General features: G+C 71.1%; 13 protein-coding genes and 1 pseudogene. 9 read left to right on the plus strand and 5 right to left on the minus strand.

Going from position 1 to position 13,696, the window contains the following annotated elements:
• The first annotated feature begins 116 nt into the window (after positions 1-116).
• The 3 genes from KUM03_RS37960 to KUM03_RS37970 all read left to right on the plus strand — a co-directional run bounded on the left by KUM03_RS37960 (position 117) and on the right by KUM03_RS37970 (position 1,640).
• The gene (locus tag KUM03_RS37960) at positions 117-659 is read left to right on the plus strand and encodes a GNAT family N-acetyltransferase (protein WP_217255203.1); all 543 of its coding nucleotides are present in this window, start codon (positions 117-119) and stop codon (positions 657-659) included.
• Between the two features lie 183 nt (positions 660-842).
• Positions 843-1,109, plus strand: a complete 267-nt coding sequence (locus KUM03_RS37965; protein ID WP_254400430.1) for a hypothetical protein — start codon at positions 843-845, stop codon at positions 1,107-1,109.
• A gap of 249 nt (positions 1,110-1,358) precedes the next feature.
• Positions 1,359-1,640, plus strand: a complete 282-nt coding sequence (locus tag KUM03_RS37970) for a hypothetical protein (RefSeq protein WP_308406497.1) — start codon at positions 1,359-1,361, stop codon at positions 1,638-1,640.
• Between the two features lie 257 nt (positions 1,641-1,897).
• On the opposite strand, the gene KUM03_RS37975 is transcribed toward KUM03_RS37970, so the two are convergent.
• Positions 1,898-3,337 carry a hypothetical protein gene (locus KUM03_RS37975; protein ID WP_217255160.1) on the minus strand — a complete coding sequence of 480 codons (1,440 nt, stop codon included), beginning with the start codon at positions 3,335-3,337 and terminating at the stop codon, positions 1,898-1,900.
• A 267-nt stretch (positions 3,338-3,604) separates the two neighbouring features.
• Positions 3,605-4,345, minus strand: a complete 741-nt coding sequence (locus KUM03_RS37980) for a helix-turn-helix transcriptional regulator (protein WP_217255161.1) — start codon at positions 4,343-4,345, stop codon at positions 3,605-3,607.
• Between the two features lie 54 nt (positions 4,346-4,399).
• Between KUM03_RS37980 and KUM03_RS37985 the strand changes: the two genes are divergently transcribed.
• On the plus strand, positions 4,400-5,593 hold the full coding sequence (locus tag KUM03_RS37985; RefSeq protein WP_217255204.1) for an MFS transporter: 1,194 nt from the start codon (positions 4,400-4,402) through the stop codon (positions 5,591-5,593).
• A gap of 60 nt (positions 5,594-5,653) precedes the next feature.
• Here the strand turns inward: KUM03_RS37985 and KUM03_RS37990 are convergent, their stop codons facing one another.
• Positions 5,654-7,138 carry a PHB depolymerase family esterase gene (locus tag KUM03_RS37990; RefSeq protein ID WP_217255162.1) on the minus strand — a complete coding sequence of 495 codons (1,485 nt, stop codon included), beginning with the start codon at positions 7,136-7,138 and terminating at the stop codon, positions 5,654-5,656.
• A 279-nt stretch (positions 7,139-7,417) separates the two neighbouring features.
• Between KUM03_RS37990 and KUM03_RS37995 the strand changes: the two genes are divergently transcribed.
• The gene (locus tag KUM03_RS37995) at positions 7,418-8,074 is read left to right on the plus strand and encodes a hypothetical protein (RefSeq protein WP_217255163.1); all 657 of its coding nucleotides are present in this window, start codon (positions 7,418-7,420) and stop codon (positions 8,072-8,074) included.
• 69 nt (positions 8,075-8,143) lie between these two features.
• On the opposite strand, the gene KUM03_RS38000 is transcribed toward KUM03_RS37995, so the two are convergent.
• Entirely contained in the window at positions 8,144-9,583 is a 1,440-nt protein-coding gene (locus KUM03_RS38000) for a helix-turn-helix domain-containing protein (RefSeq protein ID WP_308406498.1), read from the minus strand.
• Between the two features lie 234 nt (positions 9,584-9,817).
• Between KUM03_RS38000 and KUM03_RS38005 the strand changes: the two genes are divergently transcribed.
• The gene (locus tag KUM03_RS38005; protein WP_217255165.1) at positions 9,818-10,441 is read left to right on the plus strand and encodes a hypothetical protein; all 624 of its coding nucleotides are present in this window, start codon (positions 9,818-9,820) and stop codon (positions 10,439-10,441) included.
• 200 nt (positions 10,442-10,641) lie between these two features.
• Here the strand turns inward: KUM03_RS38005 and KUM03_RS38805 are convergent, their stop codons facing one another.
• Entirely contained in the window at positions 10,642-11,001 is a 360-nt protein-coding gene (locus KUM03_RS38805) for a DUF2199 domain-containing protein (protein WP_254400432.1), read from the minus strand.
• A gap of 294 nt (positions 11,002-11,295) precedes the next feature.
• Between KUM03_RS38805 and KUM03_RS38020 the strand changes: the two genes are divergently transcribed.
• The 3 genes and pseudogenes from KUM03_RS38020 to KUM03_RS38030 form a co-directional block, all read left to right on the plus strand.
• Complete coding sequence (locus tag KUM03_RS38020; RefSeq protein WP_217255166.1) at positions 11,296-11,658, plus strand: CU044_2847 family protein; 363 nt, start codon at positions 11,296-11,298, stop codon at positions 11,656-11,658.
• A complete protein-coding gene (locus KUM03_RS38025) occupies positions 11,659-13,077 on the plus strand; it encodes a serine protease (protein ID WP_217255167.1) in 1,419 nt (472 codons plus the stop codon).
• Positions 13,078-13,323: 246 nt separating this feature from the next.
• Positions 13,324-13,696, plus strand: a pseudogene (locus tag KUM03_RS38030) (helix-turn-helix domain-containing protein); the annotation flags it as partial.

Genomic DNA, 13,696 nt, shown 5'->3' on the forward strand with positions numbered 1-13,696 from the left:
CCTGCCCCGGTGCTCAATTGCCTCGCGCACGAGCCGTCCCGCGATCTACTCTCGCGGGCATGACGTCACACGATGCACCTGCGGGCTCCCGGATCGCTCCCGCCAGTGTCGGGCCAGTGATCCGGCAGGAGACCCCTGACGATCACCGAGAGGTGCGCGAGGTTCATACGCGCGCCTTCGGTGACAGCGTTCGCGTTCCCGGGCTTGTGGAGGCGCTTCGCGTTGCGGAGGCCGCATTGGCGCCGATGTCCTTCGTCGCTGTCGTTGATGACCGGGTCGTCGGGCATGTCCTGCTGAGCGCGACGCGGTTGGACGCTCCGCGCCGGATCGTGGACGTCCTGTCGCTGTCACCGCTGGGCGTGGTCCCGGAGTTTCAGCGCCAGGGCATCGGTACGCAGCTCATCGCTCACGCCCTCGAGGCGGCCGACAGCCAGGGTGTGCCGTTGGTGTTCCTGGAGGGTTCGCCGCGCTATTACGGCACGCGCGGCTTCGAGGCCGCGGGCGCTGTGGGCTTCCGTTCGCCGTCGCTGCGTATCCCCGAGGCCGCGTTTCAGGTTGCCCGGTTGTCCGCGCACGAACCGTGGATGACGGGCACCTTCGTCTACTCGGAGGCCTTCTGGGCCTCGGACTGCGTCGGCCTGCGCGACCCCGAGGCCTGAGGGGATCAGGGCCGAAGGGCCGAAGGGCCGTGGGATCCGCCGAACGCGTACGGCCCGGCGACACCTACGGAACGGTCCGGGAGATCGACTATGAAGGCTCCGCCTGGCGAGCGTGCCAAGCATGGCCGGTGTGCCCGTGGTGATCGACGGAGAGCCGGTCAATCGCCTGGATCGGCGGATCGAGTGACCCGTGCGACCAGAATCTTCGCCGACGGTCATCAGATCGGCGGCGTGAGCGACCTCAGCTCGTCGCTCTATCCGCCGGGCACTCCTGCGCACATCGCTTACTACCGGGCCGTCGATGACATCGAGGCCCGCACCGAAGCCGCCACCGCGGCCGGTGCCCAACTCGTGCTCGCGCCGTTCGACGCCGGGGATTGCCTGCCCCTGTCCCGAGCAGGCCCGCCGCTTCTACCGGGACATGCTCGGCACAGTCCCCAACTGCGCTGACTTCGTTGCGACGCACGACCCCGAGGAGCCCGGACCTCGCTGTCTGACCGGCCCGGACGGGCTGACGTTCCGTATCCGGGCTGTTGCCGCGTGAACCGCGGAAAGGGGGCGGCTTCCAGGAGCCGGTGTGTCCAGGTGCGGTTGCCGTCCTCCGCGCTCGCGAAACGGGGTCAGCCCCGCGTCGAGTGCCGGCCCGTGCGGCGCTCGTAGGATGTACGGATGCTGAAGCCGTTACGGAGAAGTCGCCGGGTGTGGGTCGCCGCTTGGGCAGTGCTGTGCGCGGCCGGTATCGCCGCCACCGCCGCACTGGACACCTCCCCGGCGCCCGACCCGCAGCCCGACCCGCGGTCCGACAGGCGCGAAGAGCCCGTCAGCGCCGAGTGCGCCGAGTACATCGCGGACGTCGAGAGGCAGTTGGCCAAGGCGGAGGAGGAGGGCCAGGACGAGGGTCTGGTGGCCTTCACCCGAACCCGGGTCGGCGCGGACGACTGCGGCGACGAGCTCCGCGACCACTTCGGCGGCGACCGGTGAGCCGCGCCGCAGGGCTCGCCGCGACAGGGGGGCTGACGTGCGTCGCTGTCGTGGCGATCGTCGTTGTGAGCGCCGAGGCGGATCCGAAGCCGCGGCCTACACCTCCACGGGTGTACTCCTCCTGCCTGGCGGCCGACAACGTGCCGGTACCCGCGGGCGGCGACCCGTGCGACGGCCGTTGAACACCAGCACGCTGCCCTCGGCCGGCGGGAAAGGTTCGGCAGTCGGCTCGATGTGCCGATGCCGGAACCATCGGATCAGAAGTGGCCTCCGTAGCCGTCGGCGCCGTAGCTGCTCGGCCAAGTGGTGGCGTGGCGGGTCGACGTCCGGTCGCTCGTCGGCGTCTCCTCCTCGGGAGGCCAGGGGTCTGGGCGTCCCGCCCGCTCCGCGACGGTCCGGAACGGCTCGTGCTCGTACCAGTAGCGCCACTCGGTGAGGATGGCGCGTAACCGTGTGCCGGTCGGGTCTTCGCGGTCGTACCGCTCGAACTGTCCGGTGAGGAAGAGCAGGGGGAGCAGGTCCCGGTCGTCGTTCGCGGGTAGATAGCCCGCGTCGACCACGGCCGCGACCGCCTCCGGGTCGAGCATGGTCGCGCGGTCCAGGACGGCCGTCCGCAGGTCCCGGCGTCCGTCGTCCTCGACCGAGAGGTCGTTCAAGGGACGACCGAGGTCGCGCAGGGACAGCCGTACGGCTGCGGCCACGTCGTCCGGCAGGTCCGTGTCCAGGAGCTCCAGGACCCGATCGACGATGACGTGTTCCTCGATTCCCAGTTCGTCGATGGAGCACGTCACCTGGAGGACCCGCCCTTCCGGATCCGCCTCGCGATAGGCCTCGAACTGCCGGGTGAGGAGCAGGAAAAGGGGAGTCAAGATCGGGACGGGCGGCCGGTGTCCGGCGTCGCGGGCGGCGGCGACGGCCTCGGCGTCACCGAGCATGGCCCGGTCGCACACTGCCATGACACCTTCTTCGGTCACCAGGTCACGCAGCGCGCGGCGACACCGGTCGTGGACCTCTTCCGGCAGCCAGGTGCCGAGATACTCCAGGAGTCGTACGGCCAGGGCGCCCTGTGCGAACGCCGGCAGCAGATCGGGCCGGTCCTTCACGAGCGCGAGTAAAGACAGGTCGATGTCGCCGGGCTGGACGGGGGGCCGAGGCAGATTGGGGTTGGCGCAGACGATCTCCAGGAACGGATTCGGTTCGCCTCCGTGCCACAGGGCGCACCGGGTCTCCTGGCCCGGTGGTGCCGCGCCGGTATAGGTCGGGCCCAGCCGGGCACGCGGCCGGAATTCCGTTTCCAGGGCATCCAGCAGGCCGGGCTGGTCGGTAACGGACAACAGTTCGGCCAACCGTTGTCGCAATGCGGAATCGGGGAACCTCAGCGCGGCTTCGACGAGGAGCCGAACCTCCGGATCGCCCCTGTACACGCCGCTGGGCGGATCGTCGGCGGTCTGCGGGAGACAGGCGGTCAGCCGGACCTGCGGCTGGTACGGCGACGTGGGATCGGACTCGAGCAGGAACTCCAACACCGGAACGACCTGCTCCGGACGCTCGTGGTTGCCGAACCTGAAGTACGCCGCCGACAGCAGGAACCACGCGCCGCGCCAAACCTCGTCGCGGAGGGCTCCACCGGCCGCCCACCACCGGTCGATCCGCTCACGGGCCCGGGTGTCGCGCTCGTAGAGTGCGGCAGCCAGCACGTGACGGCCGCGATCCTCGGTGCGCCGTCGACGGAACCTCATCGTTCCATCATGCATCGACTGCCCGCCGATGGCCATGGCGGTGGCCGGTGTCCGCGCGGTGCCAACTGGGTTGTCGCGGCGCGTTGTTGGCCAGACCGCTCGACGAGCGTGCGGCTGAACGGCTGGGAGCCCACACCGTGTTCGACAGGGTGCCCGCGTCGTTGCAGGAGACGATGCCGCGGACGTACTCCGTACCGGCAGTGATCCGTTCGCGGCCGGCGGCGGTCACCGCGCGTGCGTCCCCGGGGTGTGGCCGAACGCACGGCGGAACACGTCGATGAAGGCGCTGGTGGACGACCACCCGCACTGGTTCGCCACCTGGGTCACGGGCGTGTGCTCGGCCAGCAGCACCAGCGCACGGTGCAAGCGCAGCTGAGTGCGCCACTGGGGGAAGGTCATCCCGAGGTCTCTGCCGAACAGGCGGGAGAGGGTGCGATCGCTCGCTCCGACCTCCCGGCCCAGTTCGGCGAGGGTGCGGTTGTCCGAAGGGTCGGCGCGAAGGAGGTCGCAGAGCGTGCGCAGCAACGGATGGGACGGGGTCGGCAGGTGCAGGGGCTGGTGCACCGAGATCCGCAGCTGGTCGAGGAGGACGCCGCGCAGTCGCATCGACTCCGGGCTGCCGTGGTTCTCGGTGCGGGTGTAGGCGATGATCAGTTCGCGCAGCAGCGGACTCACCGCGAGTACGGCGGGGGTGTCCAGGCGCAGTGGGTTCTCTCGCGCGGGCAGTCCGACCAGGTGCAGTTCGAGGTCACCGTGTGCCTGATGGGCGTGGACGGTGCCGGCCGGAACCCAGATGGCGCGTGTCGCCGGGGCGACCCAGGAACCGGCGCTGGTGGAGACGGTCAGTACTCCCCGGCCCGCGTAGACGATCTGGTGGTCGTCGTGACGATGCGCGTCGATCTCCCCGCCGGCGGCCAGGTGCTGGGTGCGGGTGGGAGCCACAGGGGTATGGCGGACTTCCGTCATTGTCTGGCAGTTTATCGGAAGCGCGACGTGCCGAGTGCCACGCAGGATGACGAGGTGCGAAGAAACCTCTCGATCACTCTGCTGTCCGTCGGGCACGGTTGCGTCGACGTCTACCAGGGGGCCGTTGCCGCCCTCGTGCCCTTCTTCGTCTCCGAGCGCGCCTACGGTTATGCCGCCGTCTCGGGGGTCGTGCTCGCGTCCTCGTTGCTGTCCTCGGTGGCTCAGCCGCTGTTCGGTGTGCTCACCGACCGCCGGGCCAGAACCTGGCTGCTCCCGGTCGGCACCCTGCTCGCGGGCCTGGGCATCGCACTGAGCGGGCTGAGCGAGTCCTACGTCGTCACGCTCGCGGTCGTCGCGGTTTCCGGGATCGGAGTGGCGGCGTACCACCCGGAGTCCGCGCGGGTGGCCAGGATCGCCGGCGGTGGCAGTCACCGCGCGATGGGGTGGTTTTCGCTCGGCGGCAATCTCGGCTTCGCGCTGGCGCCGCTCGCCGTCGCTGCCGTGGTAGCCGTCGGCGGACTACGGCTGACACCGCTGCTCCTGCTGCCGGCCGCGGTCGGTGCCGCGCTGTGCCTGCCCGTGCTGCGCGCACTGGAGTCCCGGGTGTCCGAGACGGCCAAGCCCTCCGCGAGGCCCCGGGACGACGTCGCGTCGTTCGTACGGCTCTCCCTGGCCGTGGTGTGCCGCTCCATCGCGTTCGTCGGCCTCAGCACGTTCATCTCGCTCTACGCGGCCGAGCGCGTGGACGGCAGCAGGATCGCCGGCACGGCCGCGCTGTTCCTGCTGTACCTCGGAGGTGCGGTGGGCAGCGTTCTCGGCGGTTGGCTGGCCAACCGTTGGGGCCGGGTCCGGGTCGCGGGCTGGTCGTACCTGGTGACGGCCGCGTCGATGGCCGGGCTGGTCCTCGTCCCGGGACCGGCCCTCTACGTGTTCGTCGCCCTGACCTCGGTCGGACTGTACGTCCCCTTCTCGCTCCAGGTGACCCTCGGTCAGGACTATCTCCCCTCGCGGGTCGGCACCGCCGCCGGCATCACGCTCGGCCTCACCGTGAGCATCGGCGGCTTGAGCAGTCCGGTCATCGGCACGCTGGCCGACTGGACGACACTCCAGACGGCCTTGACCCCGTTGATCCTGATGCCCGTGCTGGCCTGGCTGCTGTTCAGAACCCTGTCGGAGCCCTCCCTGCCGCCTCCCTCCGCTACCACGGTGTCGGAGGGAGAAGGTTACGAACGAATGCATCAAGGGTGATGGTCACTCATGTGACCGGTCGGGTCCCTTCTCGGCCTGCGTCCTGAGTCGTCGTATCCGTCAGGCGGGACACGCCTCGTCGGCGATCACGTAGTGGCCGGGTGCGGTCTGCTGGAGGGTGTGGATGGTGAACGTGTTCCACAGTCCCATGGCTTGGCCGGAACCCTCGGCGAAGGTGAGGCCACCGCTCGCGTAGGCCCTTCCGGCCGTGGTGTGGGCGTAGTTGCTCGCCGTGTGGCACGTGGGCGTGTACCCGGTGGTGGTCGCGATGACCGCCGGGGAGGCCGCGCCGGCGGTGCCCGCGGGGTCCGTGGCGGTCACGGTGTAGCTGTAGGTGGTGCCGGTGGCCAGGCCGGTGTCGGTGTAGTGGGAGGACGCGGTGGTGCTCACCTTGGTGCCATTGCGGTGGACGGTGTAGTAGCTCGCTCCGGCGACTGCTTCCCAGGTCAGGGCGACGGTCGTGTCGGTGGTCGCGGTGACGGTCAGCCCGGCGGGGGCGGGGAGTGTTCCCGGGTTCTCGCCGCCGTCGCTGTCGCCGTCCCCGTCGAGGCCCCAGAAGCGGGCGGTGTGGTAGCTGGAGCAGATGGTGTCGGGGTAGTAGGTTCCGGCGGTGCCGCACTGCTCGGTGCCGCTGCCGGGGTCGACGGCGAGTCCGTGGGCCATGCCGGAGACCGAGTACACCTCGACCGCGGGTCGGCCGGACGCGTCGTCGTACGTCGTCACCGTGGTGCCACCGGTGAGGTTCCGGGTGTCGGAGGGTGTCTGCCCGATGCCCCACACGTTCGTCCACTGGTCGCGCAGTTCGGTGGCGTTGGCGGGCCGGACGGTGGTGTCGGCGGTGCCCTGCCAGATCGCCACGCGCGGCCAGGAGGCGGTGCCCGCGGGTGCGGCGGAGCGCACGAGGTCTCCCCACTGTGCGGGCGTCCTGTCCGGTGGGCTGTACATGCAGGTGTAGGCCGCGGTCAGCGCCTCGGCGCAGCGTGCGGGCAGGCCCGAGGCGACGGATCCGCCGGCGAAGACGTCGGGGTAGGCGGCGAGCATGTTGGCCGTCATGCCGCCGCCGGCCGACAGGCCGGTGATGTAGACGCGTCCGGGGTCGCTGCCGTACTGGGCGACCGCCTTGTCGACCATCTGCTTGATCGACAGGGCCTCGCCCCGACCGCGGGCGCTGTCGCCCGCCTCGAACCAGTTGAAGCAGGAGTTGGCGTTGTTGGCGCTGGTCGTCTGGGGATAGACCACCGCGAATCCGTAACGGTCGGCGAACGTGGACCAACCCGAGTGGGCGTGGTAGTCGCTTGCGCTCTGTGTGCAGCCGTGCAGGGCGAGAACGAGTGGAGCACCGGTCGGGAGGGCGTCGGGCACGTGCGCGTACATGGACAGGTTTCCGGGATTGGTGCCGAACCCGGAGACCTGGATCAGACTCGCGGCTGACGCCTGTGGGCCGGCCGCGAGGAGGCCGGCGGTGAGGGCCAGGGCACCCGCCGCCGCGGCGGCCCAGCGGCGGATGCCCCCGGCAAGGCGGCGCGGAAGGTGCGGCTGTGACATGGGACTGTCTCCTGAGGGGTGGGGGTCACGTTCGTGAACCCGGGGACGGTGGGATTCCGCATTCGCGCGGTGTTGCATCGTCCGGCGCCCGATGCCGCATTGGCATGGTCCCGACATCCAGCGCTGCCGAGGGTCCTGTGTGACGGCCGCCCATGGCCGCGCGGGTGACCGGTCGTGTATGGCACCGGTGCGTAGAGAAACGTAGAAGAGGAGACGGTCCATGGGCTCTTCCACCGCCGGTAGCGGGTTCGCCCTCTTCCCGCGCGATACGGTGCTGTCATGTCTCGATCAGTCGAATCCGGTTCAGTCGTGTCTCCGGTCACCGCGGACGACGTCGACCTTGCCGTGCGCCTCGCCGTGGGCGTCCTCCAGGACGCACCACCGGAGGGGTGGGGCGGTAACGCCGCTTCGCTGGAGTGGGACTGCTGGGAGACCGTCGAGCACCTCGCCAACGACCTGTTGTACTACGCCGTGCAACTGGGGCCGCAGAGCCCGCCGCTGGACACCCATGTGCCTTTCGCGTTGCGCCGGAAGCGGCCGGACGGACCCATGGTCTTCGTCTACGCGGAGCGTGATGCGGGTCCGGCCGGCCTGATGCAGGTGCTGGAGGCGTGCGGCGCGCTGCTGGTCGCCATGGTGCGTACGACGCCGCCCCGCGTCCGCGCCCACCACGCCGCCGGGGTGTCGGACCCCGAAGGCTTCGCGGCGCTGGGGGTGCAGGAGACGCTGGTGCACACGCACGATGTGGCGGAAGGCCTCGGTCTTGCCTGGACCCCGCCCTCCGCTCTCTGCTCGCGAGTGCTCGCCCGTCTGTTTCCCGAGGCTCCGGGGGGCGCGGATCCCTGGCTCACCCTGCTGTGGGCCACCGGCCGCGCCGAACTGCCGGGGCACCCTCGCCTCACCACGTGGCGCTCGGACAGCACACCGCGGTCGTAGGAGCGGATCGGCCTCAGCCGCGGCCAGGTGATGATCGTGCTCTTACCGCGGCCGGCATCGTGCCTGTCCTTACCTGTAGGGCTCCCACCGGCGACCCAGGGTGTCGTACATGTACCGGGGCAGGTCCGCGATGGCGCTGGTGCGAAACGGGCGACCGTCGTCGTCGATGCGCACGGTGCCCTCGCGGCCCTGGGAGGACCAGTCCAGCTCCAGGTACCAGCGGCAGTCGCACGAGCTGGTCTCGGCCGTGACCAGCAGCACCTCGGGGTCCTTCGCCGAGACACGGTAGGGCATGCGCACGGCCGGGATCGGCGTGCCGGAGTCGTTCCCGGCGACCGCGCGGGCGATGGGTCGGTCCTTGTCCAAGTCCACGGCGAAGTACCGGGGAGTGATCGAGCCGCCGCAGCCCTGATCCATGGCGTAGGCGTTGCCCTCGGCCGGCGCCGTACGGCCGACCACGCGCACGCGCAGCGCCTCCAGCACCACGGCCGTGTCGCTGCGCCCCTGAACCGACAGTCGCACGAGCGTTTCGCGGCCGTGCACCGCGCTCTGCGCCGCCGCCCACGGCGCCGCGTCCTGCGGGGCGGGAGGAGGGGGGACCTCGCTCGGCGGCTTGTCGATGACGTAGTCGTGACCGCAACCCAGCTTCCACTCGTGGGAGTCGACGGACCAGGTGAGCGGAAACCCGGCGGGCTGTTCGCCGTGAGGCGGAGCGGATGTCGCGCCGGGCGGCCGGGAAGTGCCCGGCTCGTTCTGCGGAGTGGCGGTGCCCGAGGGCCGCTCGGAGGTGGGGGTGTCGCTCGGGCTGGGTGAGGCGTCCCGTCGCTCGGGCGCCCTGGCCTCCGCCGTACCGGACGCCGTCGGACCGCCGACCCGGGCAGGACCGTCGGCGGACGCCCGCCGCCCGTCCGGCAGCGCCGACAGGGCCCCGAGCGTCGCGAGCACGGCACAGACGGAGGCCAGCCCGACCACGAGACGTCTACGGCGGTACCAGGGGCGGTGCGGGGCCGCGGGCACGCCGGGCGGCCTGGGCCAAGGGTGCGTTTCGGCGACCGGGCTGCTGGTGGCGTTCGGCGCGGCGTCCGGTGTGGCGACCGGACCGCCGTCGGCGTTCGGCGTCGTGTCCGGCCCGGTGATGCCCTCCACCGCTGCGCCCGGCCCGTCGTCCGCCGCGTCGTTCAGCGCTTCCGCCGCCGTGGTGTCGGGCGGGGTCTTTGCCGCCCCCGCCGTACGAGGCCGACGGCGGGCCGCCACTGCCAGGAGCCAACGGCGGTGGAGTTCCAGGCGTTGCTCCGAGGTCGCCCCGCACAGGGCCGCGAAGCGTTCCACGGGGGCGAAGCCGAGCGGCACCGTGTCGCCCGCGCAGTAGCGGTGAAGCGTCGAGGTGTTCATGCCCAGACGGCGGGCCAGCGAGCCATAGCTCCGGTCCGTGCGTTCCTTCAGCGCCCGCAGCAGCGCCGCGAACTCGGCCACCTCGTCGATGCCGTCGCCGTCGTCCTGTGCCGACACAGGTCCCCCCGGTCCTCGTACGACCCCGCCCGGCCCGGGACGGCATCCCAGGCACCCATGTACCTGCACGTCAGACGGGCTGGGATGGTTCCACCGTGCCCGATCGGCCGTCGGCTGTTGCGCCCGGCCACTGTGACCGCGGATGCTCTTGGTGCCGCACCGACCAGGCCCGGGCCGACGAGCCGGCCTCGCCGCGGCATCCACGTCCATGCACTCATCCACGGGGGAACACCCATGTCCCTGCGCATCCGAACGAGCGCTCTCACCGCACTCACCGCCGCCGCCCTCACGGCGGGCACGGTCCTCACGGCACCTGCCGCCGGCGCCGCGCCGAAGACCGCCGCACCCAAGTTCCTGTCGGCGTCCCAGCTGCCGCCGCACCCGACGTCGTCCTGGACCGCCGGGCCGGTCACCGACGGGTTCCCGGAGGGACTCGGCCTCTGCGTGAGCACGGAGGGCGTGCCCGCCTACGACTACCGGCACCGGGAGTTCTGGACCGACCTGGACACCAGCGCAGTGCAGTTGACCGTCGTGACGGGCACAGCCGCCCAGGCCAAGGCCCTGGCGAAGCACTACGACGACCTGATCCGCACCTGCGCCGACCGCATCGAGGAGTCCTCGCCCGACGTCGAGGCCGAGGGCCGGGACTACGGCAGGCTGCCGGTCGAGGAGGGCGCCCGCGTCCGCGGCCTGCACACCGAGACGTCGTGGGGCGCCACAGACATCGCCCTGCTGTCGGTCGGGCGGGACGGCAGGACCGTCACCGTCGTGCGGTGGGGACAGATGGGCGACTTCGGGAACGCGCCCGTGGCCGCCTTCAAGAAGACCACGAGCACGGCCGTCGACAAGCTGTACTGACCGGGCCGGTCACCGGACAGGGCCCGGGGCCGCCCTCCCGCCACGGGGGTCGGGAGGACGGCCCCGCATGGGTCGTGCACCGGGCGAGGCGGGGACCGTCATACGTCGGCCACCCCCCGGGGGCCGCCGCTGACCCGGTCTTGGATCAGAAGATCGTGGGCGCCGCCGACCACACCGGTCCCTGCGCCCACCCCGGACCGTCAACCACCGGCCGCGCCCACGCATGCGGCCAACTCCAGTGAGTACGGAAGCACGGCCGACAGTACCGCCACTACAGTCCCGCTCAGCATTGCTGCCCAGGTCAATGCCAGGGCAAGCGCGCCGCCCCCGTGTTCCGAGCCCGCCTTCACCAGCATTGCTCGCAGCCCTACTTGCTGCCGCAGGCTCTGCGGGCACGGGTGCAGCCGGATGGGTGGCCCGGCCGTCGGGATGTGCAGGTACGTCTTCAGGTTGAGCGTCGTGGGCGAGTAGACCGGCAGGTCGGTGGTGAGCCGGCCGCAGTACAGCTGCGCGGACTCGCGGCCGGGCCTGTCCCACACGTCCGCGCCCCAGGAGAACATCTCGGCGCTTCCGATGATCGGTATCTCGATTCACGCACTGCTCCGAGGAGAGCAGACAGTCGGCGCCGCATCGGCTGCCGGGCGTCGGGCTTGGGGTGTGAGGCGAGGGGGACAGGGGTATGCAGCTTTCCCAAAGGGGGAAGCTGGGGGCAGTCCGGACGAAGCGGAGCGAGTCGTCGCTCGGCTCGGTTTCCGGGACTTACTGCTCGCCGTCCGGAGTGACTCCCTCGCATGGGCACCGTACTGGCGGGTGCTCGCGTCCGATCCGTCAACGACCAGTGGAGGCGAGTCGCCATGACCGACGGTGCGCGTCCGACGCAGGGGCCGGCCCCGGAAGACGATGTGTGGGACGTCTCGATCGTCCTGCAGAACCCGGACGACGGAAGTCAGATATCGACCGCCGACCAGCTCACCGACCGGCTGCGAGACCGGATGACCGACGTCAGGCAGGGCATCCGTGCCGGAACGGCGGCTGCGTTGGCGAGTATCCGCGACCTGCCGAGCGCGTCCGGCTGGTCGGCTCAGGAAGTCGAGGTCGACTTCTCGCTGACTTTAAAGGCCGAGGCCGGGGTCGTGATCTCGAAGATCGGTGCGGAGGCGGCGCTGGGCATCACGGTGCGGTTCGCCAGGTCGGCGCCGGACCCGGGGGAGGCCTGAGTGCAGGGAAGAGTCGTCATCACACGCGACGGACGCCGGCTGGCCCGGGGCAGCGGCGTCGTCATCGCGCGCCGCAGGGCGGTCACCGCGGCGCACGTCGTCGACGGGTACGCGCCCGAGGACATCGTGCTGCGGCTGGAGGGCGGCGCGGGGGACATCGGCGTGGTCCAGGTGGAGTCCGATGCCGGACTGGACGTGGCCGTACTGCACCTGGATGCGGACACGCCTCACGTTTCGCCCGTCACCACCATCGCTGACGGCGAGCGCTGGCGCGTCTCTCTGCCCGTCACGGCCACCGACCCGCAGCTGACGGGACAGGTCACCTCGGCCGGCCGGCCGTACCGGACCCGCAGCGGCGGCAACGTCTTCGCCATGCAGCTCCACGTCAACGAGACGATCAAGGACTACAGCTCGTACTCGGGAAGCGCGGTCCTGCTCGACGACGGGCACGGGCGGGTGGCGGGGATCCTGGTGGAGCAACAGCTCGTCCGGTTCCGGGGCGCCGGCGGGAGCCGTCCGGCGGCCAACGTCCTCTACGCCGTTCCCATGGTGGCCGTGCTGCTGCGCTTCGACATCCTGGTCCCGACCGGACGGGTGCCGGTCGGCGGCGGGGCCCCGACCGAGTACGACGTGCTTGACCAGGCGACCGGTCTTCACCGGCAGGCCGCCGAAGCCGTCGACATCGTCCCGCTGCCGCCTCGTGAGGCCATCGTGCAGGCGGCGGTCGCCCTCCAGGACGCCGCGACCTTCATGCGAGGTCAGGGCTGGGACCCTCGCGTCCTGCTGGTGCCCCACCTGACCTCGCCGCAGTGGTACGGGCTGCTCAGGAGCTACCAGGGCGTCAAGTGGGCCGGGCTGTCCCCCGTCTCCGCTGCGATCGACGCGTTGAAACGCGACGCGGAGGAGGACGGCGCGGCGCGATGGAGGATGTGGGTGGTTGCCGGTGGGGAGGCCAAGCCGTTCACCGGGCTGGTCATTTCCGGGGCACGCGGTTACAACCGGCGGCTCGCGGATGCCCTGACCGCGTGCCTGCGCGTGCCCGGGGTGATGAACAACCGTACGGAGCAAGGGGCCATCGCCCGCGGCGTCAGTCCCTCCGTGGGGGCCTACCTGGCTCTCCAGTGGACGCGGCTCCACTACGGGGAGGGCCCGGTCGACTTCGACTCCGCCACACTCCTCAGGCCCGGCCCCCGGCGCACGCCCCTCTACGGCCAGCGCCATCTGCTGGCCAAGTTCGACGACGGGGAGCGGACCTACACGATCGGTGAGGGCGACTGGCGCGAGCGAACCTACTACACCGACTCCCGGGTGACGATCTTCGAGACGACTCCCGGCTACCGACGCTTCGGCATCCGCCCGGCCGTCCCCGGTCAGGCACTGGAACCAGCACCCCGGCCTGCGCCCGCCGCCCCGGCCTGAGGAACGGTCGGGCGGCGCCACCGCCGCCGGCGGTACAGAGGCCACGGCACCTGTACGGGGACGCGTCCGGGGGCCCTCCACTGTTCGTCGAGCCGGCGCAGGCGGTGCAGGACACGACCTAGGTGTACTGCCCAGCCAGGTTGGTCGAGTTTGTGCGACGACACGGTCTGAACTTGTAGGACGGCGAAGGCCTCCGGTTGTGGAGTGGAGCTGTCGAGGAACCGCTCCGCCAACCAGGAGGCCTTCGTGTCTCACGCTAACGCCGCTCTGACGCCCCGTGCACGTCTTCGCCTGGCGCGTCTGATTGTGGATGAGGGATGGCCGGTCGCCCGTGCGGCCGAGCGCTACGACGTGTCCTGGCCCACCGCCAGGCGATGGGCCGACCGGTACGCCGAATCAGGGCCGGCCGCGATGGCCGACCGGTCCTCACGGCCTCACCGGAGCCCGGCCCGGACCACTCAGCCGCAGGTCCGCAAGATCGTGCACCTGCGCTGGAAGCAGCGGCTGGGACCGGTCTAGATCACGCGGTGCTGACCCGCTGCCGGATCAACCGCCTCTCCCACATCGACCGCGCCACCGGGGAGCCGGTCCGCCGCTACGAACACCCCCACCCCGGCGC

Source organism: Streptomyces sp. AC602_WCS936 (assembly GCF_019049125.1).
Taxonomy (GTDB): domain Bacteria; phylum Actinomycetota; class Actinomycetes; order Streptomycetales; family Streptomycetaceae; genus Streptomyces.